Origin of the sequence: Planifilum fulgidum (assembly GCF_900113175.1) — a bacterium.
Lineage (GTDB): Bacteria > Bacillota > Bacilli > Thermoactinomycetales > DSM-44946 > Planifilum > Planifilum fulgidum.
Window position 1 is genome coordinate 39,441 of the sequence record NZ_FOOK01000008.1, and the last position, 24,185, is coordinate 63,625.

Annotated in this window: 21 protein-coding genes; 16 read left to right on the forward strand and 5 right to left on the reverse strand. The window is 59.5% G+C overall.

Going from position 1 to position 24,185, the window contains the following annotated elements; translation table 11 throughout:
* The first annotated feature begins 119 nt into the window (after window positions 1–119).
* The 7 genes from tig to BM063_RS06375 all read left to right on the forward strand — a co-directional run bounded on the left by tig (window position 120) and on the right by BM063_RS06375 (window position 9,614).
* A complete protein-coding gene (tig, locus tag BM063_RS06345) occupies window positions 120–1,412 on the forward strand; it encodes a trigger factor (protein WP_092037012.1) in 1,293 nt (430 codons plus the stop codon).
* Window positions 1,413–1,502: 90 nt separating this feature from the next.
* A complete protein-coding gene (gene clpP, locus BM063_RS06350) occupies window positions 1,503–2,099 on the forward strand; it encodes an ATP-dependent Clp endopeptidase proteolytic subunit ClpP (RefSeq protein ID WP_092037014.1) in 597 nt (198 codons plus the stop codon).
* Window positions 2,100–2,103: 4 nt separating this feature from the next.
* Window positions 2,104–3,369 (forward strand): ATP-dependent protease ATP-binding subunit ClpX, encoded by a 1,266-nt coding sequence (gene clpX, locus BM063_RS06355; protein WP_092037016.1) that lies wholly within the window; start codon window positions 2,104–2,106, stop codon window positions 3,367–3,369.
* Window positions 3,370–3,518: 149 nt separating this feature from the next.
* Complete coding sequence (gene lonB / locus BM063_RS06360) at window positions 3,519–5,204, forward strand: ATP-dependent protease LonB (RefSeq protein WP_177199018.1); 1,686 nt, start codon at window positions 3,519–3,521, stop codon at window positions 5,202–5,204.
* A 117-nt stretch (window positions 5,205–5,321) separates the two neighbouring features.
* Window positions 5,322–7,718, forward strand: a complete 2,397-nt coding sequence (lon, locus tag BM063_RS06365; RefSeq protein WP_092037193.1) for an endopeptidase La — start codon at window positions 5,322–5,324, stop codon at window positions 7,716–7,718.
* Window positions 7,699–8,280, forward strand: a complete 582-nt coding sequence (yihA, locus tag BM063_RS06370; RefSeq protein WP_092037018.1) for a ribosome biogenesis GTP-binding protein YihA/YsxC — start codon at window positions 7,699–7,701, stop codon at window positions 8,278–8,280. Before lon ends, yihA begins: the two co-directional genes overlap by 20 nt.
* A gap of 227 nt (window positions 8,281–8,507) precedes the next feature.
* Window positions 8,508–9,614, forward strand: a complete 1,107-nt coding sequence (locus tag BM063_RS06375) for a D-alanine--D-alanine ligase (RefSeq protein ID WP_092037020.1) — start codon at window positions 8,508–8,510, stop codon at window positions 9,612–9,614.
* Window positions 9,615–9,668: 54 nt separating this feature from the next.
* On the opposite strand, the gene BM063_RS06380 is transcribed toward BM063_RS06375, so the two are convergent.
* Complete coding sequence (locus BM063_RS06380; RefSeq protein ID WP_092037022.1) at window positions 9,669–10,127, reverse strand: LiaF transmembrane domain-containing protein; 459 nt, start codon at window positions 10,125–10,127, stop codon at window positions 9,669–9,671.
* Between the two features lie 30 nt (window positions 10,128–10,157).
* A complete protein-coding gene (locus tag BM063_RS06385; protein WP_092037024.1) occupies window positions 10,158–11,132 on the reverse strand; it encodes a DMT family transporter in 975 nt (324 codons plus the stop codon).
* A gap of 210 nt (window positions 11,133–11,342) precedes the next feature.
* On the opposite strand from BM063_RS06385, the gene BM063_RS06390 reads away from it, so the two are divergent.
* Both BM063_RS06390 and BM063_RS06395 read left to right on the forward strand, forming a co-directional pair.
* Window positions 11,343–13,190, forward strand: a complete 1,848-nt coding sequence (locus BM063_RS06390) for a GAF domain-containing sensor histidine kinase (protein ID WP_177199019.1) — start codon at window positions 11,343–11,345, stop codon at window positions 13,188–13,190.
* Window positions 13,165–13,821, forward strand: a complete 657-nt coding sequence (locus BM063_RS06395) for a response regulator (RefSeq protein WP_092037028.1) — start codon at window positions 13,165–13,167, stop codon at window positions 13,819–13,821. The genes BM063_RS06390 and BM063_RS06395 overlap by 26 nt, the downstream gene beginning before the upstream one ends.
* 38 nt (window positions 13,822–13,859) lie before the next feature.
* On the opposite strand, the gene BM063_RS06400 is transcribed toward BM063_RS06395, so the two are convergent.
* From BM063_RS06400 to BM063_RS06410, 3 genes are read right to left on the reverse strand one after another with little or no spacing between them, the layout of a single operon-like run.
* Window positions 13,860–14,699, reverse strand: a complete 840-nt coding sequence (locus tag BM063_RS06400) for an ABC transporter permease (protein WP_177199020.1) — start codon at window positions 14,697–14,699, stop codon at window positions 13,860–13,862.
* Window positions 14,696–15,466, reverse strand: a complete 771-nt coding sequence (locus tag BM063_RS06405; RefSeq protein ID WP_092037031.1) for an ABC transporter ATP-binding protein — start codon at window positions 15,464–15,466, stop codon at window positions 14,696–14,698. The genes BM063_RS06400 and BM063_RS06405 overlap by 4 nt, the downstream gene beginning before the upstream one ends.
* A 37-nt stretch (window positions 15,467–15,503) precedes the next feature.
* On the reverse strand, window positions 15,504–16,529 hold the full coding sequence (locus BM063_RS06410) for an ABC transporter substrate-binding protein (protein WP_092037034.1): 1,026 nt from the start codon (window positions 16,527–16,529) through the stop codon (window positions 15,504–15,506).
* Window positions 16,530–16,734: 205 nt separating this feature from the next.
* Here BM063_RS06410 and hemA point away from each other — a divergent pair, with 205 nt between their 5' ends.
* From hemA to ahbA, 7 genes are read left to right on the forward strand one after another with little or no spacing between them, the layout of a single operon-like run.
* Window positions 16,735–18,108 (forward strand): glutamyl-tRNA reductase, encoded by a 1,374-nt coding sequence (gene hemA / locus BM063_RS06415; RefSeq protein ID WP_092037036.1) that lies wholly within the window; start codon window positions 16,735–16,737, stop codon window positions 18,106–18,108.
* 12 nt (window positions 18,109–18,120) lie between these two features.
* Entirely contained in the window at window positions 18,121–18,936 is an 816-nt protein-coding gene (locus tag BM063_RS06420; RefSeq protein ID WP_092037038.1) for a cytochrome C assembly family protein, read from the forward strand.
* A 14-nt stretch (window positions 18,937–18,950) separates the two neighbouring features.
* Window positions 18,951–19,637, forward strand: coding sequence for a precorrin-2 dehydrogenase/sirohydrochlorin ferrochelatase family protein (locus BM063_RS06425; RefSeq protein ID WP_177199021.1), 687 nt, complete (start codon window positions 18,951–18,953; stop codon window positions 19,635–19,637).
* Window positions 19,638–19,656: 19 nt separating this feature from the next.
* On the forward strand, window positions 19,657–20,583 hold the full coding sequence (hemC, locus tag BM063_RS06430; protein WP_143085258.1) for a hydroxymethylbilane synthase: 927 nt from the start codon (window positions 19,657–19,659) through the stop codon (window positions 20,581–20,583).
* On the forward strand, window positions 20,580–22,130 hold the full coding sequence (gene cobA, locus BM063_RS06435; RefSeq protein ID WP_092037042.1) for a uroporphyrinogen-III C-methyltransferase: 1,551 nt from the start codon (window positions 20,580–20,582) through the stop codon (window positions 22,128–22,130). The genes hemC and cobA overlap by 4 nt, the downstream gene beginning before the upstream one ends.
* Window positions 22,127–23,107 (forward strand): porphobilinogen synthase, encoded by a 981-nt coding sequence (gene hemB, locus BM063_RS06440; protein ID WP_092037043.1) that lies wholly within the window; start codon window positions 22,127–22,129, stop codon window positions 23,105–23,107. Before cobA ends, hemB begins: the two co-directional genes overlap by 4 nt.
* Entirely contained in the window at window positions 23,107–24,159 is a 1,053-nt protein-coding gene (gene ahbA, locus BM063_RS06445; protein ID WP_092037044.1) for a siroheme decarboxylase subunit alpha, read from the forward strand. Before hemB ends, ahbA begins: the two co-directional genes overlap by 1 nt.
* The last annotated feature ends 26 nt before the right edge of the window (window positions 24,160–24,185 follow it).

The window sequence follows — 24,185 nt, forward strand, 5'->3', positions numbered from 1 at the left end:
TTTCCATCCCGCGGCTTTGCGGCAAAATCGTTGATCAGTGTCGGCGATTTGCTTATAATGTAGTGAGGGTTTCAACGCAAGGGTTTTGAAGTGAGTTCGGGTAGGAGGGAAGCGACCTCATGAAAGCTAGCTGGGAAAAGACCGAAAACAACCAGGGTGTCCTGACCGTCGAAGTGGACGGAGAGACGGTGGAAAAGGCCCTGAATCAGGCCTTTCGCAAGGTTGTCAAAAGGGTGACCGTGCCCGGTTTTCGCAAAGGCAAGGTTCCCCGTGCCATTTTTGAAAGGCGCTTTGGGGTCGAAGTGCTGTACGAGGACGCCCTGGATATTCTGCTTCCGGATGCTTACGCTTCGGCCGTGAAGGAGACGGGGATCGAGCCCGTCGATCGGCCGGAGATCGAAATTGAACAGATGGAGAAGGGAAAACCCCTCATCTTCAAGGCGACCGTCACCGTGAAGCCCGAAGTGAAGCTGGGCGAATACAAGGGGCTTGAGGTGCCGAAAAAGGATTTCGAAGTGAAGCCGGAAGATGTGGATGCCGAACTGGAGGCGATGCGAAAGCGGCAAGGCCAGCTGGAGGCCGTTGAAGACGGGACCGTGGAAAAGGGTGACCGGGTGATCATCGACTTCGAGGGCACCATCGACGGAAAGCCCTTTGAGGGCGGAAAAGCGGACGGCTTTTCGCTGGAAGTCGGTTCGGGCCGCATGATTCCCGGTTTCGAGGACCAGTTGATCGGCATGAAACCCGGGGAGGAAAAAACGATCACCGTCACCTTCCCCGAAGATTACCATGTAAAGGAATTGTCCGGCAAAGAAGCTTCCTTCCGGATCAAGCTGCACGAAATCAAGCGCCTGCGGCTGCCGGAATTGGATGATGAATTCGCCCAGGATGTCAGCGAATTCGACACCCTGGAAGAACTGAAAAAAGATATCGAGAATAAATTGAAAGAAAGGGCCAAACGGGAAGAAGAGGAATATCGCCGGAATCAGTTGGTGGAAATGGCCGCCGCCAATGCCGAGATCGATCTGCCTCCGGTCATGGTGGAACGCGAGATCGATCACATGCTGGAGCATTTCGAGCAGCATCTCAGGTTCCAGGGAATGAACCTGGAGATGTACAAACAGTTTTCCGGGAAGGACGACAAGGCCCTGCGCGAGGAGTTCCGCGAAGAGGCGGAGAAAAAGGTGCGCGCCAACCTCGTTCTGGAAGCCATCGCCAAGGAAGAGAACCTGGAAGTGACCGACGAGGAAATCGATGAGGAGCTGGAAAAACTGGCGGAACAGCTGAACCAGCCCAAGGACGAAGTGCGGCGCCTCCTGGAGGAACGCGACGGCCTGGAAGGCATTAAGAACCAGCTGCTCACGCGCAAGGCGGTCGACCTACTTGTATCCAACAGTAAAAATGCGGCATAATGAGTAGAGAGCGGTGGAAACGAGGCACGTATATCCATGCGTGCCTTGTTTTACAACCGTTCCGACCTTTGAGGGAAAGGGGTGTGGACGATGCCGTTGATTCCGATGGTGGTCGAGCAGACCAACCGGGGTGAACGCGCCTATGACATATATTCCCGGCTCCTGAAGGACCGGATCATTTTCATCGGAAGCCCGATCGACGACAACGTGGCCAATCTGGTCGTTGCCCAGCTGCTGTTCCTTCAGGCCGAGGATCCCGAGAAGGATATCAACTTGTACATAAACTCGCCGGGGGGCTCCGTGACGGCGGGGATGGCCATCTTTGACACCATCCAGCACATCAAGCCGGACGTCTCCACCATCTGCGTGGGCCTGGCTGCCAGCATGGGAGCGTTCCTGCTCGCGGCCGGAACGAAGGGCAAGCGTTTTGCCCTGCCCAACAGCGAGGTGATGATCCACCAGCCGCTGGGAGGCGTGCGCGGACAGGCGTCGGACATCAAGATCCATGCCGATTGGATCTTGCGGACTCGCCGAAAAATCAACGAAATTTTGTCGGAACGCACCGGCCAGCCGCTGGAGAAAATCGAGCGGGACACCGATCGGGACCACTTCATGGATGCCTACGAAGCCAAGGAATATGGCTTGATTGATGAAGTGATCACCCGGAGAGACCTCCGAAAGGGGTGATACCATGTTCAAGTTCAACGAGGAAAAAGGTCAGCTCAAGTGCTCCTTCTGCGGAAAATCCCAGGATCAAGTCCGAAAGCTGGTCGCCGGTCCGGGAGTTTACATCTGCGATGAGTGCATCGAGCTGTGCAATGAGATCGTCGAGGAGGAGCTGGGAGGCGAAGAGGACTTCGACCTCAGCAACCTGCCCAAACCCCAGGAAATCCGGGATATCCTCGATCAATACGTCATCGGGCAGGACCATGCCAAGAAGGCGCTGTCCGTGGCCGTTTACAACCATTACAAGCGGATCAACAGTTCCGCCAAAATGGATGACGTGGAACTGCAGAAGAGCAATATCATCATGATCGGCCCCACCGGAAGCGGAAAAACCCTTTTGGCCCAGAGCCTTGCCCGCATCCTCAACGTTCCCTTTGCCATCGCCGACGCCACATCCCTTACCGAAGCCGGATACGTCGGGGAGGATGTGGAGAACATCCTTCTGAAACTGATCCAGGCGGCGGATTACGATGTGGAGAAGGCGGAACGGGGGATCATTTACATCGACGAAATCGACAAGGTCGCCCGGAAATCGGAAAATCCCTCCATCACGCGGGATGTATCGGGCGAGGGAGTGCAGCAGGCCCTGCTCAAGATCCTGGAGGGGACCATCGCCAGCGTTCCGCCGCAGGGCGGCCGGAAGCACCCCCATCAGGAGTTTATCCAGATCGACACCAGCAACATCCTGTTCATCTGCGGCGGGGCCTTTGACGGCCTGGAGCAGATCATCAAACGCCGCATCGGCAAAAAGGTGATCGGCTTTGGCACGGACAGCTCGACCGCCGATTTGAAGCCCGGGGAATATCTGAAAATGGTTTTGCCCGAGGATCTGCTTCGGTTTGGGCTGATTCCGGAGTTTGTGGGCCGTCTGCCGGTCATCACCACGCTGGAGCCCCTGGATGAAGCGACTTTGGTCCGAATCCTGAAGGAACCCAAAAACGCGCTGGTGAAACAGTATCAGAAATTGATGGAGATGGACGGCGTTGAACTGGTGTTTGAGGAGGAGGCCCTTGAGACGATCGCCGCGGAGGCGATCAAGCGGAACACCGGGGCCCGGGGCCTCAGGGCGATCATCGAGTCGATCATGCTCGATGTGATGTTTGAACTGCCTTCCCGGGACGATGTGACCAAGTGCGTGGTGACGAAGGAAAGCGTCCTGAACAAGGTGGGTCCCCGCCTCACCACCCGCGAAGGCCGCGTCATCGAAGAAAAGAAAGAAGAAAGCGCCTGATGGATCAAAAGACAGCCGCTCGCAAACGCGGGCGGCTGTCTTTTTGTGCCATCTTGTCGGAGGTGACTATCCCCATTTTCCCCCGGCCATACTATGCGTGAAGATGAGGGACTGGTTCCGGCGCATATTTGGTTCGGGAGGAATGGGATGTGAACTGGACGGTATTTTTGATGCTGCTGCAGGTGTTTTTCTCGGTGGTCATCGGTTTGTACTTTTGGAACCTGCTCAAAAACCAGCAAACCAGCCGGACGGCCATCGACCGGGAATCGCGCAAGGAAATGGAGAAACTTCAAAAATTGCGCGCCATCTCCCTGACGGAGCCCCTTTCGGAAAAGACGAGGCCGACTTCGGTGGACGAGATTATCGGACAAGAGGAGGGGGTGAAGGCCCTGGCGGCGGCCCTGTGCGGCCCCAATCCGCAACACGTGATCATCTACGGGCCGCCGGGAGTCGGCAAAACCGCCGCCGCGCGCGTCATTCTGGAAGAGGCGAAGAAAAATCCCCTTTCTCCCTTTAATGCCGAATCCAAATTCGTGGAGATCGACGCCACCACCGCCCGGTTTGACGAGCGGGGCATTGCGGATCCCCTGATCGGTTCGGTCCACGATCCCATTTATCAGGGGGCGGGAGCGATGGGAGTCGCCGGAATTCCCCAGCCCAAGCCGGGAGCGGTCACCAAGGCCCACGGCGGCGTTCTCTTCATCGATGAGATCGGGGAACTGCATCCCATCCAGATGAATAAGCTTTTAAAGGTGTTGGAAGACCGCAAGGTGTTCCTGGAAAGCGCCTATTACAATCCGGAGGATTCCAACATCCCATCCCACATCCACGACATTTTCCAAAACGGGTTGCCCGCCGACTTCCGCCTGATCGGGGCGACCACCCGCATGCCCGAGGAGATTCCGCCGGCGATCCGTTCCCGGTGCGTGGAGATTTTCTTCCGACCCCTCCGGGCGAAGGAGATCGGCGAGATAGCCCGCCAAGCCCTGAAACGGACGGGGGTTCGCTTTGAGGAAGAAGTGATCCGGATCATCCAAAAATATGCCACCAACGGCCGGGAAGTGGTCAACATCGTGCAGACCGCCGTCGGCCTGGCCTTCACGGAGAAACGAAACCAGGTCCTTGCCTCCGATGTGGAATGGGTGGTGCACAACAGCCAGCTGTCCCCCCGTCCGGAGCTCAAGATGCCGGATTCTCCCCAAGTGGGGGTGGCGACGGGCCTGGCCGTTTCCGGCCCCAACATGAGCACCCTGCTGGAGGTGGAGGTGACGGCGGTTCCGGCGGAGAGGAAGGGCGGGGGAAGCCTGCGCATCACGGGCGTGGTCGACGAGGAGGAACTGGGGGGCGGATCCCGGACGCTGCGTCGGAAAAGCATGGCCAAGGGCTCCGTGGAAAATGTGATGACTGTGCTCCGGAGGAACGGTTTTTCTCCGGATGATTACCACCTGCACGTCAATTTTCCGGGAGGCGTGCCCGTCGACGGGCCCTCGGCCGGCGTGACGATCGCCGCGGCCATCGTTTCGGCGATCCGGGGGATTCCGGTGGACAACCGGCTGGCCATGACCGGGGAACTGAGCATTCACGGCCGGGTCAAACCGGTGGGCGGGGTGGTGGCCAAGGTGGATGCCGCCCGTCAGGCAGGGGCCTCGCGCGTGATCATCCCGGAGGAAAATATGCAGAGCCTGTTCGGGCAGATGGAAGGGATCGAGGTCATTCCGGTCCGCCGGTTGGAGGAGGTATTGGATCTTGCATTGCTCAAGGAGGAAACCGTGGAAAGGGAGCGTTCGCTTCCGGCGCCCCGGGGAATCCTTAGCGCCTCCACCACCCCGGTATGACTTCCGCGCATCCCATCCATACGGTGGATGTGATATAATAGGGAAAAGCCGAACATCTTTTCCGATGCTTGTGGGTTGCCGGTCGTATCCCGCCGTTGGGACCGGCTTTCCTTTTCAATGGAATCGTTGATCTTCTTTTTGACCCACACCTGCACTGGAGGTGCACCGAAAGCTGTGAAATCCGAAGAACTGGTACTCCCTCTGTTGCCTCTTCGCGGGTTGATCGTATATCCCAGCATGGTACTTCATCTGGACGTGGGGCGGGAAAAATCGGTCAAGGCCCTGGAACAGGCCATGGTGGACGACAATTCGATTTTGCTTTCTTCCCAGCGTGAAGTTCACATCGAAGATCCCAAACCGGAAGATATATACAAAATGGGAACCATCGCCCGGGTGCGACAGATGCTGAAGCTTCCCAACGGAACCATTCGCGTTCTGGTGGAAGGGCTTCACAGGGCCAAAATTTTGGAGTATCTCCGCGATGACGATTTTTTCCAGGTGCGGGTCGAGCGGATCGTGGTCGAGGAGAAAACCGATCTCCATCTCGAAGCCTTGATGCGCTCCGTCCTGGATCATTTTGAACAGTATCTGCGCCTGTCCAAAAAGGTGTCCCCGGAGACCTTCTCCGCCGTCTCCGATATCGACGAACCGGGCCGGCTGGCGGATGTGATCACCTCCCATCTGCCCCTGAAACTTGCCGACAAGCAGAAGATCCTGGAGACGATCGACATCAAGGAACGGCTGGAAACCCTGCTCCAGATCATGAACAACGAGCGGGAAGTCCTGGAGCTGGAGCGGAAAATCAGCCAACGGGTCAAGAAACAGATGGAAAAGACCCAGAAGGAATATTATCTGCGCGAGCAGATGAAGGCGATTCAGCGGGAGCTGGGGGAAAAGGAAGGTCGGCTCGGGGAGGTGGAGGAACTCCGCAACCAGCTGAAGGAGTTGGACGCCCCCGATTACGTCAAGGAAAAGGTGGAAAAGGAGATCGATCGCCTTGAAAAGATTCCCACCACGTCGGCGGAGGGGGGCGTCATCCGCACCTACGTGGAGTGGCTTCTGAATCTCCCCTGGAGGAAGGAGACGGTAGACGATCTCGACCTGAAAAAGGCGGAACAGATTCTGGATGAGGACCATTACGGCCTGGAGAAGGCGAAGGAACGGGTGTTGGAATACCTGGCCGTGCAAAAGATGGTGAAGCGTTTGAAGGGGCCCATTTTATGCTTTGTCGGGCCGCCGGGGGTGGGAAAAACCTCCCTTGCCCGCTCCATCGCCAGGGCCCTGGGCCGCAAATTCGTAAGGGTTTCCCTGGGCGGCGTCCGGGATGAGGCGGAGATCCGCGGCCACCGGCGCACCTATGTGGGCGCGTTGCCGGGCCGGATCATTCAGGGGATGCGGACGGCGGGGACGGTCAATCCGGTCTTCCTGCTGGATGAAATCGACAAGATGTCGATGGATTTCCGCGGCGATCCCTCCGCCGCCCTGCTGGAAGTCCTCGATCCGGAGCAGAACAACGCCTTCAGCGATCATTACATTGAAATCCCCTACGATTTGTCCAAGGTGATGTTTATCACGACGGCCAACGCGATACACAATATTCCCCGCCCCCTGTTGGACCGGATGGAGGTCCTGTACATTTCGGGTTACACCGAACTGGAGAAGGAAAAGATCGCCCGGCAGTATCTGATTCCCAAGCAGCGCAAGGAGCACGGCCTGTCCGAGGATCAGTTCCGGATCAACACCAACGCCATCCGCAAGATCATCCGGGAGTACACCCGGGAAGCGGGGGTCCGCAACCTGGAGCGGACCATCGGGACCCTTTGCCGGAAAGCGGCCAGGGAGCTCGTCAGCGGAAAGAAAAAGAGGACCGTCATCACCGCGCGCAATCTTTCCCGCTATCTCGGGGCGGAACGGTACCGGTACGGCCGGGCCGAGGAGGAGGACCAGATCGGCGCCGCCACAGGTCTTGCCTGGACCGAGGCGGGGGGAGACACGCTGAACATCGAAGTGACGGTTCTTCCGGGCAAGGGTCAATTGACCCTGACCGGGAAACTGGGGGATGTGATGAAGGAATCGGCACAGGCCGCTTTCAGCTACATCCGGTCCCGGGCGAAGGAATTGGACATCGATCCGGATTTCCACGAAAAGCATGACATTCATATTCACGTCCCGGAGGGGGCGATCCCCAAAGACGGTCCGTCGGCGGGAATCACCATGGCGACCGCTCTGGTGTCCGCCCTGACGCGGATTCCGGTTTCGCGGGAGGTGGCCATGACCGGAGAGATCACCTTGAGGGGGCGCGTCCTGCCCATCGGAGGGCTGAAGGAGAAGACCCTGGCGGCGCACCGGGCCGGAATCTCTCACGTGATCATTCCCAGCGAAAACAAGAAGGATCTGGAGGAGATTCCCAAGAGCGTCCGCAGGGATTTGACCTTCTCCCTGGTGAAACATATGGATGAAGTGCTTCAACTGGCGCTGGTGAGGGAGAATTCCGATGAGCGGAATCAAAGCTGAATATGTCGGGAGCGCGGTGAAGCCCGATCAATATCCCCGGGACGCCCTGCCCGAGATCGCTTTGGCCGGGCGTTCCAACGTGGGAAAGTCTTCCTTGATCAACCGCTTGGTCAACCGCCGGAAATTGGCCCACACCAGCAGCAAGCCGGGAAAGACCCAGACGATCAATTTTTATAAGATCGATGACCGGTTTTATCTGGCGGACATGCCGGGCTACGGTTTCGCCCGGGTCTCCAAGGCGGTGAAAGCCGCCTGGGGGAGGATGATTGAGCATTATCTGACGAATCGGAAAGAGCTGCGGGGGATTGTTCACATCATCGATCTGCGCCATCCTCCGACGGCCGACGACCGCCAGATGTACGATTGGCTGAAACACATCGGGCTTCCGGCGATTGTTGTTGCCACCAAGGCGGACAAGATTTCCCGCGGCCGCTGGCAAGCGCATTTAAAACAGGTGCGGGAAGGGCTTTCCCTCCGCCCCGGGGATCCCCTGATCCTGTTTTCCGCCCAGACCGGTCAGGGGAAGGAAGAGTTGTGGCGCGCCATCCGGGAATGGCTCTGATTTGTTCTTGACCGGCTGCCGGGAGCGGTATATAGTGATGCTGTGGAGTTCAGCGAGGGTTTGTCCCTTTCGGATCGCCTGCTTCGGGCGATATTTTTTTGTCGCGGGGCGTTGTGCCGGTCCGGGCGAGGGATCCGGTTGACCCGGTTTCCGCCGGGGCAAACGTTGAATATGTTATGAAATGAAACGCATTTCCTGATGACGGGGATTGGAAAGGTTGGGTGAGAATGAAAAGAAAGCTGCGCGTCGCTGTGTTGTTCGGCGGGAAATCGGGGGAACACGAGGTGTCGCTGATGTCGGCGGCCTCCCTCATTCGTTCGATGGACCCCGAAAAATACGAAGTGTTGCCGGTCGCCATCGACAAGAAGGGAAAGTGGCAGCTGCGGGATAAGGCCGCCGCCTTTTTGGAAGGCAAGGTGGAAAGGGGATTGTTGGAAGCGATTCAAAAAGATGCTCCTTCCGCGCCGCCTGCCCTGGTGGAGGAAAAATCTCTGGCTCCCTTGGACTTCGAGCAGATCGACGTGGTGTTCCCCGTGCTTCACGGAACGTACGGGGAAGACGGCACGGTTCAGGGGCTGCTGGAACTGGCCCAGGTTCCCTATGTGGGGGCGGGGGTTCTCGCGTCGGCGGTGGGGATGGACAAGGTCATAATGAAAAAGGTGTTTGCCCAGGAGGGCATTCCCCAGGTTCGCTTCACCCACTTTATGCGCCACGAAATGAAGCAGTTGGAACGGGTGGTGGCGGAGGTGGAGGAGACCTTCGGCTATCCCTGCTTCGTCAAGCCGGCCAATCTGGGATCCAGCGTGGGCGTTTCCAAGGCCAAGGACAGGGAGAGCCTGATCCAAGCGATGAGATTGGCGGCCCGGTATGACCGGAAGGTGATCGTGGAGGAGTTTGTCCCCGCCCGGGAAGTGGAGGTGGCCGTTCTGGGCAATGATCATCCGGTTGCCTCCGTTCCGGGAGAAATCATTTCTTCCAACGAATTTTACGATTATCGGGCGAAGTACATCGACGGGAAGTCGGAAATGCGCATTCCGGCGGAATTGCCCAAGGACACGGCGGAGGAAGTGAGAAGCCTGGCGATCAAATGCTTCCGGGCGATTGACTGCGCCGGGCTGGCCCGCGTCGACTTCTTCATCCGGAAGGACAATCACCAGGTTCTGGTCAATGAAATCAACACCATGCCCGGTTTCACCCAGTTCAGCATGTACGCCAAGCTGTGGGAGCACTCGGGCCTCAGTTATCCCGAGCTGGTCGACCGGCTGATCCAACTGGCGATCGAACGCCATCGGGAGAAGGAACAGCTGGTCACGACGTACGAAGTGGATGAATGATTCCGCAAAAAAAGGAGCCGCCCCGGCGGCTCTTTTTATTTGCACCCGGTGCCGTCAGGCCTTTTTGGTGATGAGGAAAATCCCCAGCACCACCAACAGCACGGGCCAGTAATTGTTGAGGGAACCGGCAACCCCCGGGAGTCCCGGCCAGGCGGCGATGCCCGTCAGGATCAACAGAATACCGATGATTCCGCTTCGACGGTCCTTCTGGCTGGCGAACACCAACAGGAAGGAAGCTCCGACGATGATGAACAGGAAAAACCAGTGATCCGGCCACCCGTCCACATTGGCTTGCCCCCACATGTGCAGGCTCAATCCGGTCAAAAGGCCCGCCCACAGCATCAGGGTTCGGTTGGAACGGAAGTGGGCGATCAGGAGCATGACGGCTCCGGTCAAAAACAGGATGAACTCCCAGCTGCCGAACCGCTCGGCGATGGGAAGATCGATTTTTCGAAGCAGCAGCAGCAAACCGACGACGATCAATAAAATCCCCACAACGTTCGCACGAATCATCCGGTATTCCGCTCCTCTTTTTGTTTTTTCTCATTTTTCTAATGGGCGGCGGGAAAAGGCGGGGGTGGGGCCGGTGGCAAGTTTCCGTTTCCGACCTTCTTTCACATGCTTCCTCCAAACCGGCGGCCATTCGATTTCCGCCAGCACCATTCCGACGAAGATGAGGAAGCAACCGGCCAAGGTGCGGCCTTTGAGCGCCACATCCATCCACCAGTAATCCGCCAAGGCGGCAAACACGGGCTCCATGGCAAAGATCAGGGCCACGCGGGTCGGAGTGGTGAACTTTTGAAAGTGGGTTTGGGCGAGATAGGCCAAGGAGGTGGCCAAAAAGGCCGTGACCAACAGGGCGCCGGAGACGGCCGGCACCGACCACGCGCCTTCCTCAAGCGCCCTTTTCCAGGGTTCGAACAGAAGGGAGCACCCGCCGCTCAAGAGCGCCACGGTGAAGATCTGGACCGTGACCAGATGCAGCGTTTCAACCTTCGGCGCGTATTTGGCCGTGTAGACGATCTGCAGTCCAAAGGCGACGGCGCAAAAAAGGGCGAGGATGTCGCCGCGGTTGATCGATGAGAAGTCGGCGAAGGCCAGCAGATACAAGCCCGTCACCGCCAGCAGGACGCCGGCCACGGCGGTGGGACGGGGTTTCATCCCCAGCAGCACCAGGGACCAGAGCGGAACCAAAGCGACGGACAATCCGGTCAAAAAGCCGGATTTTCCCGAGGTTGTATACAGCAGGCTGAAGGTTTGCAGGGCATACCCCAGAAAGAGCCACATCCCGATAAAGGCTCCGACGGTCACGTGCCGAAGCGGAATGCGGTAGGAGACGCCCCTCCACCGGAAAAAGAGGAGGAGGAACATCCCCGCCAGGCTGAAACGGACAGCCAAAAAGGTGAAAGGCGGCAGTGTTTCGATGGCGTTTTGGACCAGTACGAAGGTCGTTCCCCAGATAAAGGCGACCAAAAGCAGAACGGAATCGGCGATCCACCGGTGGGCGACGCTGTTCAAACATTCTCCTCCTCTTCTTCACCTTTCAATATCTTTCTTCATCTTACCACAATTGCTAGAAATGTGGGGTGGGATTCCCCGTCGAGAGAGGGGGAAAATCGTCGATGAAAAGGGAGGAATTAAGGGGGAGGATCGAGAAAGGTTTAAGCAAAAAGAAGGATTTTTTAATATTTACTTCCCCAACTATTTAAGGCGATGGAAGGATTCGCGATGGAGGTTCGAAGCTTGGCCTCTCTGTTGAGATGGGGCGTCACGGCGGTCGGATGGATCGCGATGATCATTTCTTTATTTGTCGTTCCGCCTTTTTATTGGGGATGGATCCATCTGATCCTGCTGGCCTGCTTGCTCTTCATAACGGAATATTTTCCTTTTCCCCAGGACGGGGGCCGGGTGACGGCGCACTTTCCCCTGCTGTTTACGCTCTGCTTTTTGTATTCGCCGGGAGTGGCCGGACTGATATTCGTGGATGTTCTGCTTCTGGTCACGTGGCTCCGCCGCCAATCCTTCTCCCGCGCCCTGTTTCGGACCGGCTACACGCTAATCGGCCTGATTTCCGCCTACCTGGTCTTGATCGAAGGGGTCCCTTTTCTTCTGCCCGGCGTTTCAACGGTTTCCGTCATGATCGGGAAGCTGGCCGTGTTCGCCGTCGTGTACGAACTCGTCAGCAAGGGGATCCGGGACATCCTGGAGCGGGCGGCAAATCCCCGGTACAACAGGTGGTGGTGGCGGGGAGGCCTGGAGCCCGCCTTGATGATCGGCACTTCTCTCTACAGCGCCGGAATCATCCTGATGGGGGAACAGGGGCGCGACACGGACCCCCTGTCCATCGCCTTTTTCTTCTCCCCCCTGGTGGCCTTTTCCATCTTGTCCAACGTGATCGCCCGCTTGGCCCGGCAGAAGCGAAAGATGGAGCTGTTGTTCTCGATCACGATGGGAATCAACAGGAGTTTGGACTTGCGTGAAGTGATGAACAAGACCTTGATGCTCCTGACCGACGTGGTGCACTATTCCTACGGCATCGTCTATCTGCTCCGGGATGACAGGCTGATACCGGAGGTGGTGTCCGGGGAAGGGGAGGTGGACGATCTCAAACAACCCATCCCGCTGTCCCGGGGGTTGAGCGGATGGGTGGCGGAACAGGCAGAGCCGGTTCGGGTGATCGACGCCCGGCGCGATCCCCGCTGCCAGAAGGAGCCGATGGTGGAAAAAGGGGTCCAGTCGCTCCTCGTCGTTCCCCTCGTCCTGGACGGCCATGTGATGGGGGTCATCACCCTGGGGAAGGACGAGACCCACGGTTTTGAAGAGTTGGATCTGTCCTTCCTCGCCGTTTTGGCCAGCCAGGCGGTGATCGCCATGCGCAATGCCCGCCTGGTGGAGGAGCGGGAGCGCCGGATTCTGGCGGAAGAGCGAAACCGGATGGCGCGCGAAATCCACGACGGGCTGGCGCAATCGGTGGCCGGGGTCCTGATGAAGACGGAAACGGCCATAAGGCTGTTCGACTCCCAGCCGCAGCAGGTGAAACAGTGGCTTGTGGAATGCAGGAGCAAACTGCGGGAGAGCCTGAAGGAAATCCGCTATTCGATCACCGCCCTCCGCCCGTCCCCCGCGGTGCGGGCGGGGCTCTTGCCCGCCCTGGAGAAGCGGGTCTTAGATCACCAGTCGGAGACGGGTCAAAAAGCCAGCCTTCAGGTGAAGGGCACGCCCTACTCCCTTCCTCCGCTGGTGGAAGAGGGGATTTACAAGGTTTGCCATGAGGCCCTGAACAACGCGGCGAAGCACGCCCAGGCGGAGAAGGTGCGGGTGGTTCTCCGCTACGCCGAGTCGGAAGTGTGGCTCGTGGTCCAGGACGACGGGATCGGTTTCTCCCTCGGCCAGGCGGTGGCCAAGGCGGAAGCCAACAACCGTTACGGCATTACCGGCATGAATGAACGGGCCCAGCAATTGGGGGCCGTCCTGCAGTTCATCACCAGCCCCGGGCGGGGCACCCGGGTGGTCATGAAAGTTCCAGTGAAAAAGGAGGAAAAACCAAAACATGCCCATCAAAGTGTTACTGGTTGATGATCATGCGGTTTTGCGAGACGGACTGTCCAGCCTGATCAGCCTTGAACCCGACATGGAGGTGGTGGGGGAGGCCCGTGACGGCGAAGAGGCGATCAATCTGGTGGAAAGCACTCGGCCGGACGTGGTGCTGATGGATATCAACATGCCGGGCATGAGCGGGGTGGAGGCGATCCGTCGGATTCACGCCAAGCATCCCCAGGTGGCGGTTTTGGTTTTGACCATGTACGACCGGGACGAATATCTGTATGAATCCATCCGGGCGGGAGCGACCGGTTACCTTCTGAAGGACGCCCCTTCCGGGGACGTGATCGCCGCGGTCCGTTCCGCCTACCGGGGAGAATCCACCCTGCATCCGGTCATGGCCCGGAAATTGCTGGACAATTTGAGCGGCGGGGAGCGGAGGATGGAGCGCGGCGGGGGAGACGATTTCCTCACCCCGCGGGAACTGGATGTCTTGAAGTGGATGGTGAAGGGGCTGAGCAACAAGGAAATTGCCGAACAGTTGTTCATCAGCGACAAGACGGTGAAAATCCACGTAAGCAACATCTTCAAGAAATTGGGTGTCAAAAGCCGGTCCCAGGCCATCATCTACGCCATCCAACACAACTTGGTGGAGCTGGAACAGTAGCCAAGAAAAAGGCCCTTTCGCTGCGAAAGGGCCTTTGTTTATCCGCCGGCTTCCCGATGCCTCAGGAGATGCCTTTCCACCCGGGAGACGGCCAGGTACATGAGCGTTGCCAACAGCGCCACGATCAAAAGGTTCAACATGACGAGGGTCAGGTTGAACACCTGGAACCCGTAGATGATGAGATATCCCAGGCCCGCCTTGGACACGAGGAATTCTCCGACGATGACCCCCACCCAGGACAGGCCGACATTGACTTTGATCGCCGCGATCAGATCGGGGATGCTGGAAGGGAAAATGATTTTGACGAACAGCTGGGAGCGCGTCGCCCCGAGGGCGCGGGCCAGGATGAGATGATCGGGGTTGGCGCTTTTGAAGCTCTGGTGCATGACCAGCGTGGTGATGATGATGGTGATGGCCACGCCCATGGCGATGATCGATCCGTATCCGGCGCCGATGGCGACGATGAACAGGGGTCCCAGGGCCACCTTGGGCATGCTGTTGAGGACCACCAGGTAAGGGTCCAATACCCGCGAGAGCATGGGCGAGGCCCAGATCAGCGTGGCCAGGGCGGTGCCGGCCGCCGTCCCGATCGCAAATCCGATCAGCGTCTCCACGAGGGTGACCGCGATGTGGTGCAGCAGCTCGCCGGAGACGGTGAGATTCACCGCCAGATTCCACATCAGACTGGGACTGGAGAACAAGAAGGGATCGATCACCCTTTCCCGGGCGGCCCACTCCCATCCGATGATGAAAAGGAGGAGGATGGCCGTCCGGTAAAAGGCGATTTTCCACTCCCGAAGCCGCATTCGGCGCAGGTGTTCGGCGTGCAGGGGCGACACCGCCCCCCGCTCCAGCCATCTTTTGATCCCATCGATCATGGCTGTTCCAACTCCTTCCACAATTCATTGAAGCGGCTTCTGAACAGGGGGTGGCTGCGCGCTTCCAGGGGATCGGCCCTGCGGACCTCCTCGGGCAAGGTGATCATGCGCCGGATCCGTCCCGGCCTGCGGGATAGGACGACGATCCGGTCCGCGAGGGCCAGGGCCTCCTCCAGATCGTGGGTGATGAGCACCGTGGTGATTTTGTGCTGCCTGCGGATGGAGGCGAGGAGCCTTTCCAGATGCAGTTTGTTCTGGTAATCGACCGCCGAAAAGGGTTCATCCAGAAGGAGAATGTCCGGCTGGACGGCCATGGTTCGGACCAGGGCGACCCGTTGCCGCATTCCGCCGGAAAGCTGGGATGGATAGTGGTGCATCACGGAACCCAATCCCATTTCCCCGAGCAGGTAACGGGCGTGTTCCAGGGTTTTCAGGCTCTTTTTCCCCCGAATTTCCAGCCCCAGGGCGATGTTTTCCTCCACAGTCCGCCACTCCAAAAGGCCGTCCCGCTGCAACATGTAGCCGATGCGGGGGGAGGGGCCCTTCACGGGCTCCCCGAACAGGCGGATCTCCCCCGACGTGACCGGCATCAGGCCGGCGATCAGGGAGAGAAGCGTGCTTTTGCCGCATCCGCTGGGTCCGACGACGGCCACCATCTCGCCGGGGGCGACGTGGAGGGTGATCGGCCCCAGAGCGTGACGTTCGTCCTGCCTTGTCAGATACGTTTTGGTCACATGATCGATCTCAATCGCATCGATCGGTGTCATGGCGATTCCCCCTGACCGGAGTGCTTGTTTGCGCCCGTCAATCCAGTTCTTCCATCACCGCTTCCGCGATGTCCGTGCGCACGATTTTCTCATACGGGATGTTGCCGGGAAGTTCCCCCGCCTGGCGCATCACTTCCAACAGGTGTTCGTATTCCGGCCGTTCGATAATCGGATCCGGCGCCCAGGATTCCTGGGATTGATACCGCTTCACGACCCGGATGAGAACTTCGGGGTCGGTATCGGTAAAATAAGGGGAAATGGCGTCGCTGATCTCTTCGGGCGAATGCTCATGGGTCCACTTTTGGGCCCGGTGAAGGGCGCGCACAAAGCGGCGAATCACTTCCGGGCGCTCTTCGATGAATTGGGCCCGGGTGATGTAGGCGGTGTAGGGAAGTTTTCCGCTGTCGACGCCGAAGGAGGCGACGACATATCCTTTTCCTTCCTTCTCCAGCATGGAAGCGGTCGGCTCAAACAGTTGCGCAAAATCGCCCGTGCCGGAGGCAAAGGCGCTTCCCAGGTTTTTGTAGTCCACGTTTTGGATGATCTTTACATCCTTGTGGGGATTTAAGCCGTTTTTGCGCTGGACATATTCGCTCACCATCTGGGGCATTCCCCCCTTTCGCTGGCCGAGCAGGGCCTTTCCGCGAAGATCGCTCCAGCGAAAGTTTTCCATCGGTTCCCTCGATACCAGGAAGGAGCCGTCCGTTTGGGTCAACTGGGCGAAGGCGGTGACCGGACTGGACGCCCCGCGGGCGTTGACATAAACGGCCGCCTCGACGCCGACCAGAACGATGTCCGCATCCCCGGACAAGAGGGCGGTCATCGTCTTATCTCCGCCAAAGCCGTTGGACAGCTGGATATCCAGACCTTCCTCTTCGAAAAATCCCTTGGACAGGGCAACGTATTGGGGAGCGTAGAAGGGTGAACGGGTCACCTCCACGACGCGGAGGGTTTCCAGCCGGTTCTCTTCCGAGGGAAGAAGGGCCTTTACGATCCCACCGATCACCGCCAGGCCGATGACCACCGCGGCGGCGATGACCCATTTGCGGGACAGGCTGGGCATGGCTTCGTCCTCCTTTGTTGGATCTGGGCTAATGTCATCGTATGCCCCGGATTCAAAATCTGTTCAAAGGTGTCGACTTTTTGCCGGAATGGCCTGTGCTATAATGGGGATAGACTGAAAAAACGGGAATGATAAAGATCACACCTTTTGTGGGAAAGGTTTCAGCGGGAATGGTCACTTTTGTCCCGGCAATCGGGGTGATTGGATGCACATCATGGCGTTAGGGCTGAATCATCGGACGGCTCCGGTGGAACTGCGCGAGCGGCTGGCCTTCTCCGAAGAGGCTCTGGAGGAGGCGCTGACGCGGTTGCGCCACACCAAAAGCATTCTGGAATGCACGATTTTAAGCACCTGCAACCGGATGGAATTGTACGCCGTTTGCGATCAGCTTCACACGGGGGAGTACTATCTCAAAACCTTTCTGGAAGAGTGGTTCGGCGTACCCCGGGAGGAATTCGCCGACCACCTGTATGTGAAGCAAGACGAAGAGGCCGTGCGCCATCTGTTCCTGGTGGTGTGCGGACTGGATTCGATGATCATCGGAGAAACGCAAATTCTCGGCCAAGTGAAATCGGCCTTTTTGACCGCCCAAAGGCACGGGGCGACGGGAACGCTGTTCAATACCCTGTTCAAACAGGCCGTCACCCTCGGAAAGCGGGTGCACGCCGAGACCGAAATCGGGCAGAACGCCGTATCGGTCAGCTATGCGGCGGTGGAGCTGGGGAAAAAGCTGTTCGACGGATTTTCCGGGAAGACGGTGTTGTTGGTCGGAGCGGGAAAAATGGGGGAGTTGACCGCAAAGCACTTCCACGAGGCCGGGGCGGACCGGGTGATCGTGATCAACCGCACCCTGGAGAAGGCGGTGAAGGTGGCCAAGCGTTTCAACGGGGAAGCCCGCCCCTTCGACCGGTTGGTCGATTCCCTGCGAGAGGCGGATATTGTGGTCTCGTCCACGGGTTCCTCCGATGCGGTGATTCGCCGGGAGATGGTGTCCGAAGCGGTCCGCTTCCGCCAAGTCCCTCTTTTTTTGATCGACATCGCCGTGCCGAGGGACGTGGAGCCCTCGGTTCATGAACTGGAACAGGTCTACCTCTACAATATCGACGATCTGGAGGGAATTGTGGAGGCCAATCTCGTTCTGCGGCGGAAAGAAGCGGAGAAAGTGAAAGGGTGGATCGAGGAGGAAATGGTCCGCTTCCAGGAGTGGCTCCAAACTCTGGGCGTCGTGCCCCTCATCTCCGCCCTTCGGGAAAAGGCGATCGCTATTCAGGAGGAGACGATGCGGAGCATCGAGCGGAAGCTTCCGGATTTGACCGAACGGGAGCGCCGGGTGATCCGGAAGCACACGAAGAGCATCGTCAACCAGCTTCTGCGCGATCCGATCCTTCGCATCAAGGAGATGGCGGCGGGCCCGGATCGGGAAGAAGCGCTGGAGTTGTTCGTCCAGCTGTTCGCCCTGGAGGATCGCCTGCCCTCAGACGAGGAAACCGCCCGGAACGGGGAGACGCTGGCTGCCCGCCTTTCTTCCCGGCTGGGCAGGCCCGCATACGCCGGAACCGATTTCCCGACGCGCTCGTAAGGGGGAGCCGTCGTGTTTACCGAGCGGTGGTTTGTCGATCTCATCATTTATTTATATGCGTTCAGCCTGCTCTTTTCTTTCTCGGATCTGTTCCACCCGAACCGGAGGATCCAGCGGTTGGCCCTGGGGCTTTTGGTGGCGGTGTGGCTCTCCCAAACCCTTTTTTTCGCGTTTCGCCTGGCGTCGTGGTTTCCGGCGCTCACTTCCTTTGATGCCCTGTTTTTCTATTCCTGGGTCCTGATCACGCTCACCCTGGTGATCAACGCCGCCTATCGAATGGATCTGTTTGTCTTCTCGGCCAATTTGATCAGTTTTGTCGTCATGGCGGTCAATCTGTTCGTCGCCAGGGATTCCGGAAGCCCGGCATCGGAAATCCTGCTGTCAGAGCTGGTGTTCATCCACGTCACCATGGCGTTCGTGGCCTATGCCGCCTTTTCCCTGTCCGCGGTTTTCGCGGCTTTTTACCTGATCGGAAACTTTCTGCTGAAGCGGAAGAAATGGAATCGGGTGCTGCGCCTTTTGCCCAGCCTGGACCGCCTGCATTCCTTTTTCCACCGCTGGGTGATGATCGGCGTTCCCCTCATGCTCCTGTCGATGATTTTGGGGCTGGTCTGGCTTCACCAGAAGGTTCCGGAAACGCCCTGGTACGATCTCAAGATTGCCGGTTCTCTGCTGGTGCTCATCGCCTACGGCTTGCACCTGTATTTCCGGCTGTCGGGCCGGTGGCGGGGGCGCAGGTTGGCTTGGTGGAATTTGCTCTCTTTTTTTACCGTCTTGTTGAACATGTCGATTTCCGGAACCGGCGTTTCTTTCCACCGATGGTTGTAGAGGAGCGAAGAGAGATGACACAACATCTTTACCCGATGATGATCGATCTCACCGGCCGGCGTTGCCTTGTCGTGGGCGGGGGGACGGTGGCCGAGCGAAAGGTGGCCTCCCTTTTGGCCGGAGGCGGCGATGTGGTCGTGGTGAGCCCTTCCTTGACATCGGGGCTGATGGATCGCTTCCGGGCCGGGGAAATCGAATGCCGTCTCCGTCCCTACCGCCGGGAGGACGGAGAGGGTTGCTTTCTGGTAATCGCCGCCACCGACAAGGAGGCGGTAAACCGGCAAGTGTACGAGGATGCCCGGGCCCGGGGGCAGTGGATCAACGTCGTGGACCGACCCGATCTGTGCAATTTCATCGTGCCTTCCGCCGTCCGTCGGGGAAGGCTGACGATCGCCGTTTCCACCGCAGGAGCCAGCCCTTCCCTCGCCAAGGAGATCCGGATGCGTCTTGAAACGGAATACGGGCCGGAATACGAAGTGTTTCTCGACTTGCTCGTCGAAATGAGAAAACGCATTCAGTCGAAGGTGGACGACACCCGGCTCCGTTACCGGTTGATGGGCGAGCTGGTCCAGGAGGAGTGGATTCGGCTCTGCAGGGAGGATCCGGAGCGGGCGCGCCGGAGGATGGAGGAGTGGGTGGATCGGAACATCCTGGAGGAAATGGCCGTGGCGGCGGATTCCGCGGCGGGGATCAGCGGGTGAGGAATTTATGGGCAAGAGCGTGAAAACCGTAAGCGTGGGAACGAGACAAAGCGCCTTGGCACAGACCCAGACCCGGTGGGTGATGGATCGGCTGAGGGAGTTTCAGCCGGACTGGGAGTGGCGGATGGAGAAGATCCTGACCAAAGGGGATCGCATTCTTGATGTCACCCTGTCCAAAATCGGGGGAAAAGGTTTGTTCATCAAAGAGATTGAGAGAGCGCTCCTCGAGGGGCGAATCGACCTGGCGGTCCACAGCATGAAGGACTTGCCGGCGGAAATGCCCGAGGGGCTCGTGGTCGCCGCGGTCACCCCGAGGGAGGATCCGCGGGATTGTCTGATTTCCCGCACCGGGGCGGGGTTGGACGAACTCCCCGCAGGATCCGTTGTGGGCACCAGCAGCCTTCGCCGTCAAGCCCAGATCCTTGCCCGCAGGCCGGATCTGGAGGTGAAGCCGGTCCGGGGAAATGTGGACACCCGGCTCCGCAAGTTGGAGGAGGGACGGTTTGACGCCGTCGTGCTGGCCCGGGCGGGCCTTTCCCGGTTGGGTCTGGAGGATCAAATCACCGAGGTTTTGTCTTTTGACAAGATGCTGCCCGCCGTGGGGCAGGGGGCGCTGGCGGTTCAGTGCCGAGGGGAGGATGCGTCGGTGCTCCGCTTGATCCGGAAGATCAACGATCCCCATGCCGAGAAGGCGGTCCGGGCCGAACGGGCTTTCCTCCACGCCTTCGAGGGAGGCTGTCATCTGCCCGTCGCCGCCTACGCCCAAGTGGAAGGGGAGAAGGTGTGCCTGGACGGGCTGGTGGCTTCTCCGGACGGCCGCCGGGTGCTGCGGGATCGTGAGGAAGGGAACGACGCGGAAGCGGTGGGGCGCCGTCTGGCGGAAAAGTTGCTCCGATTGGGAGCGGAGGAGATCTTGTCTGCGGTGCGAGCGGAGGTGGAGCGATGAGTGTGGGAACGGTTTACTTGGTCGGGGCCGGGCCGGGGGATCCCGGTTTGATCACCGTGAAGGGACTGGAGTTGATCCGGCGGGCGGACGTGCTGGTGTATGATCGCCTGGCCAGCCCCCGCCTGCTGGGATATGCCCCCGAAAAGGCCGAACGGATCTACGTGGGCAAGCGCCCGGACCGGCACACCCTGTCGCAGGAGGAGATCAACGAATTGCTGGTCCGCAAGGCGAAGGAGGGGAAGACCGTCGTGCGGCTGAAGGGCGGAGATCCCTTCGTGTTCGGCCGGGGCGGGGAAGAGGCTGAGGTCTTGGTCGAACACGGCATTCCCTTCGAGGTGGTTCCCGGGATCACTTCCGCCATCGCCGTTCCCGCCTACGCGGGGATTCCCGTCACTCACCGGGATTTCAACGCTTCCTTCGCCGTAATTACCGGCCACGAACGGCCGGAGAAAACCGAGTCCTCCATCGACTGGGGACACCTCGCGCGAGCCGCGGAGACGCTGATCTTCCTGATGGGAGTGGGCAACCTTCCCTTCATCCGCGAGCAATTGATCCGCCACGGCCGCTCTCCGGACACTCCGGTCGCCCTCGTCCGCTGGGGGACCCGCGTCGATCAACAAACCCTGACGGGCACCCTGGCGGATATCGCGGAGCGGGCGGAGCGGGCAGGCTTTCAGCCCCCGGCGGTCATCGTGGTCGGCGAAGTGGTGAAGCTCAGGGAGACCCTGAAGTGGTTCGAAAGAAAGCCCCTGTTTGGCAAGCGGGTGTTGGTGACCCGGGCGCGCAGCCAGGCGAGCGCCCTGTCGGAGCGGATCGAAGCCCTCGGCGGGGAGGCGGTCGAATTTCCGGTGATCCGCATCACCCGCCCCGCCCGGCAGGACTTGTTGGATGCGGCGCTCCGCCGGTTGGAAGACTACGATTGGGTGGTGTTCACCAGCGTCAACGGGGTGAAATGCTTTTTCCGCCGGCTCCGCGAACTGAACCTGGACATCCGCCGGATGGCCAAGGCGAAAGTGGCGGCCATCGGGCCCCGGACGGCGGAGGCCCTTTTGGACAAGGGGATTCAGGTGGACGTTCTCCCCGGGGAATACCGGGCGGAATCCCTGGCCGAAGCGATGGCATCCCGGGTGGAAGCCGGCGAAAAAGTGTTGCTCCCCCGGGCCGATATCGCGCGGAAGGTGCTGGCCCGGCAGCTGGAGCGGTGCGGCTTGGACGTGACCGAGGTGGACGCCTACGACACCCGGGTCGGGACGGAAGACGCGGGTGAGGTGGCGCGGTTGCTGGAGGAAGGGGCGATCCACGTGATCACCTTTACCAGTTCCTCGACGGTCCGCAATTTCGTCGAGGCCATCCGCTCGGTGCGGGAGGATTGGAGATCTTTGATCGCACCGGCGCAAATTGCGTGCATCGGTCCCATCACCGCCCGGACGGCGGAGGAGTTCGGCCTCCGGGTGGATGCCGTGGCGTCGGAGTATACGATCGACGGCTTGGTGGACGCGGTGATTCGGTTGCCCCACAGGACCTTTTCAGAGGAGGGATCCCGATGAACTCCTTTCGGCGCCATCGTCGGCTGCGCCAAAGCGGAGCCATTCGCAGCATGGTCAGGGAGACGCGCCTTGACGTCACCGACCTGATCGCTCCGCTGTTTGTCGTGGAGGGGGAAAACGTGCGCGAGGAGGTTCCCTCCATGCCGGGGGTGTTCCACTTTTCGGTGGACCGGCTGGAGGAGGAACTGTCCGAGCTGGTCGATCTCGGCATTCCGGCGGTGATCGTGTTCGGCGTGCCGTCGAAAAAGGACGCCGTCGGCAGCGAGGCCTACTCGGAGCAAGGCATTGTTCAACGGGCCGTCCGCCGCATCAAGGAGCTGCATCCCGACTTGTGCGTCATCGCCGACACCTGCCTCTGTCAGTATACGGATCACGGCCATTGCGGCGTGGTGAAGGACGGCGTGATCGTCAACGACGAGTCCTTGGAATTGTTGGCGCGGACGGCGGTTTCCCAGGCGCGGGCCGGGGCCGACATCATCGCCCCTTCCAACATGATGGACGGTTTCGTCCGCGCCATACGGCAGGGACTGGACGAGGCCGGGTTTGAGTATACGCCGATTCTTTCCTATGCGGTGAAGTACGCCTCCTCCTTCTACGGTCCTTTCCGCGAAGCGGCCCACTCGGCCCCTCAATTCGGCGACCGTAGGTCCTATCAGATGGATCCGGCCAACGCCCGGGAAGCCTTGCGGGAGGCGGCCTCCGATGTGGAGGAGGGAGCGGACCTCCTGATGGTGAAGCCCGGTCTGGCCTACATGGACATCATCTGCCGGGTTCGGGAGCGCTTTGACCTGCCCATCGTCGCCTACAATGTCAGCGGGGAGTACGCCATGGTGAAGGCGGCCGCCGAGCGGGGGTGGATCGATGAGCGGGGGGTCGTGATGGAGCTGTTGACGGGAATGAAGCGCGCCGGTGCGGATCTGATCTTGACGTATCACGCGAAGGATGCAGCCCGCTGGCTGCGGGGAGGGATCGACTGATGGCCGTGGAAGCGATGGATGTCCTGGACAGGCGGCTTCTCAACGAATTGCAGGAAGGAATCGAGTTGGTGGAACGCCCCTATCAGGCGTTGGCCGACAAGCTGGGGACGACGGAGGAGGAGGTGCTGAACCGGGTCCGTGCCCTCAAGGGAGACGTGATCCGGCAGATCTCCGCCATTTTCGACACCCGCTCCCTGGGGTACAAGTCCAGCTTGGTGGCCGCCAAGATCCCCGAGGAGCGGATCGACCAGGCGGCCCGGGTGATCAACGAACACCCGGGAGTGAGCCACAATTACAAGCGAAACCACGCCTACAATTTGTGGTTTACCATCGCCGTGCCCCCCAACAGCCGCCTCGGCCTGGAAAAGACGGTGGAGCTGCTCGGGAAGATGGCGGAGGCGGAGCAGGTGCGCCTGATGCCCACCCTGAAGCTGTTTAAGATCGGCGTTCAGCTGGATATGACCGGACAAGAGGATATGAGCAAAGCGAAGGCCAAGCCCGCGTACGGTTACGAAGAGCGGACAAAGGCGGCCCAAACCGTGTCGGACTTCGACATCGCTGTCATCCGCGAACTGCAGAAGGATTTGTCCGTCGAGCCCCGTCCCTTTGACGCTTTGGCCGAAAATATCGGGGTCTCCACCGAAGAATTGCTGCGGGCGGGCCGGGAACTGCTCGAGCGAAAGCAGATGCGCCGCTTTGCCGCGGTACTGTACCACCGCAAGGCGGGATTCCGTTTCAACGGGATGGGGGTGTGGGCGGTTCCGGAAGAGAAGGCCGACGAGATCGGGATGAAGATGGCCTCCTTCAAGGCGGTCAGCCACTGCTACCTGCGTCCCACCTATCCGGACTGGCCCTACTCCATTTTCACGATGGTCCACGGACGGACGAAGGAAGAATGTGAGGCGATTCTCCAGTCGATCGAGGAGGAGACGGGCATCCGCGAACGGGATGTTCTTTATTCCACCAAGGAATACAAGAAGACGCGGGTCACCTATTTCACCCCGGAGATGGACGAATGGGAGGAGAAGGTGATCCGGCGGTTCGGGATTTGACGCATGCGCCAAAGGCCGGTGTTCTC

Bases quoted from the DNA above. Each gene is read 5' to 3' on its own strand.
- BM063_RS06425 (WP_177199021.1), top strand. From the start codon at position 18,951: ATGACACAACATCTTTACCCGATGATGATCGATCTCACCGGCCGGCGT.
- BM063_RS06405 (WP_092037031.1), bottom strand. From the start codon at position 15,466: ATGACACCGATCGATGCGATTGAGATCGATCATGTGACCAAAACGTAT.
- BM063_RS06375 (WP_092037020.1), top strand. From the start codon at position 8,508: ATGAAAAGAAAGCTGCGCGTCGCTGTGTTGTTCGGCGGGAAATCGGGG.
- ahbA (WP_092037044.1), top strand. From the start codon at position 23,107: ATGGCCGTGGAAGCGATGGATGTCCTGGACAGGCGGCTTCTCAACGAA.
- clpX (WP_092037016.1), top strand. From the start codon at position 2,104: ATGTTCAAGTTCAACGAGGAAAAAGGTCAGCTCAAGTGCTCCTTCTGC.
- hemA (WP_092037036.1), top strand. From the start codon at position 16,735: ATGCACATCATGGCGTTAGGGCTGAATCATCGGACGGCTCCGGTGGAA.
- BM063_RS06395 (WP_092037028.1), top strand. From the start codon at position 13,165: ATGCCCATCAAAGTGTTACTGGTTGATGATCATGCGGTTTTGCGAGAC.
- BM063_RS06410 (WP_092037034.1), bottom strand. From the start codon at position 16,529: ATGCCCAGCCTGTCCCGCAAATGGGTCATCGCCGCCGCGGTGGTCATC.
- BM063_RS06390 (WP_177199019.1), top strand. From the start codon at position 11,343: ATGGAGGTTCGAAGCTTGGCCTCTCTGTTGAGATGGGGCGTCACGGCG.
- yihA (WP_092037018.1), top strand. From the start codon at position 7,699: ATGAGCGGAATCAAAGCTGAATATGTCGGGAGCGCGGTGAAGCCCGAT.
- cobA (WP_092037042.1), top strand. From the start codon at position 20,580: ATGAGTGTGGGAACGGTTTACTTGGTCGGGGCCGGGCCGGGGGATCCC.
- hemB (WP_092037043.1), top strand. From the start codon at position 22,127: ATGAACTCCTTTCGGCGCCATCGTCGGCTGCGCCAAAGCGGAGCCATT.
- tig (WP_092037012.1), top strand. From the start codon at position 120: ATGAAAGCTAGCTGGGAAAAGACCGAAAACAACCAGGGTGTCCTGACC.
- clpP (WP_092037014.1), top strand. From the start codon at position 1,503: ATGCCGTTGATTCCGATGGTGGTCGAGCAGACCAACCGGGGTGAACGC.
- lon (WP_092037193.1), top strand. From the start codon at position 5,322: ATGGAATCGTTGATCTTCTTTTTGACCCACACCTGCACTGGAGGTGCA.
- BM063_RS06380 (WP_092037022.1), bottom strand. From the start codon at position 10,127: ATGATTCGTGCGAACGTTGTGGGGATTTTATTGATCGTCGTCGGTTTG.
- BM063_RS06400 (WP_177199020.1), bottom strand. From the start codon at position 14,699: ATGATCGATGGGATCAAAAGATGGCTGGAGCGGGGGGCGGTGTCGCCC.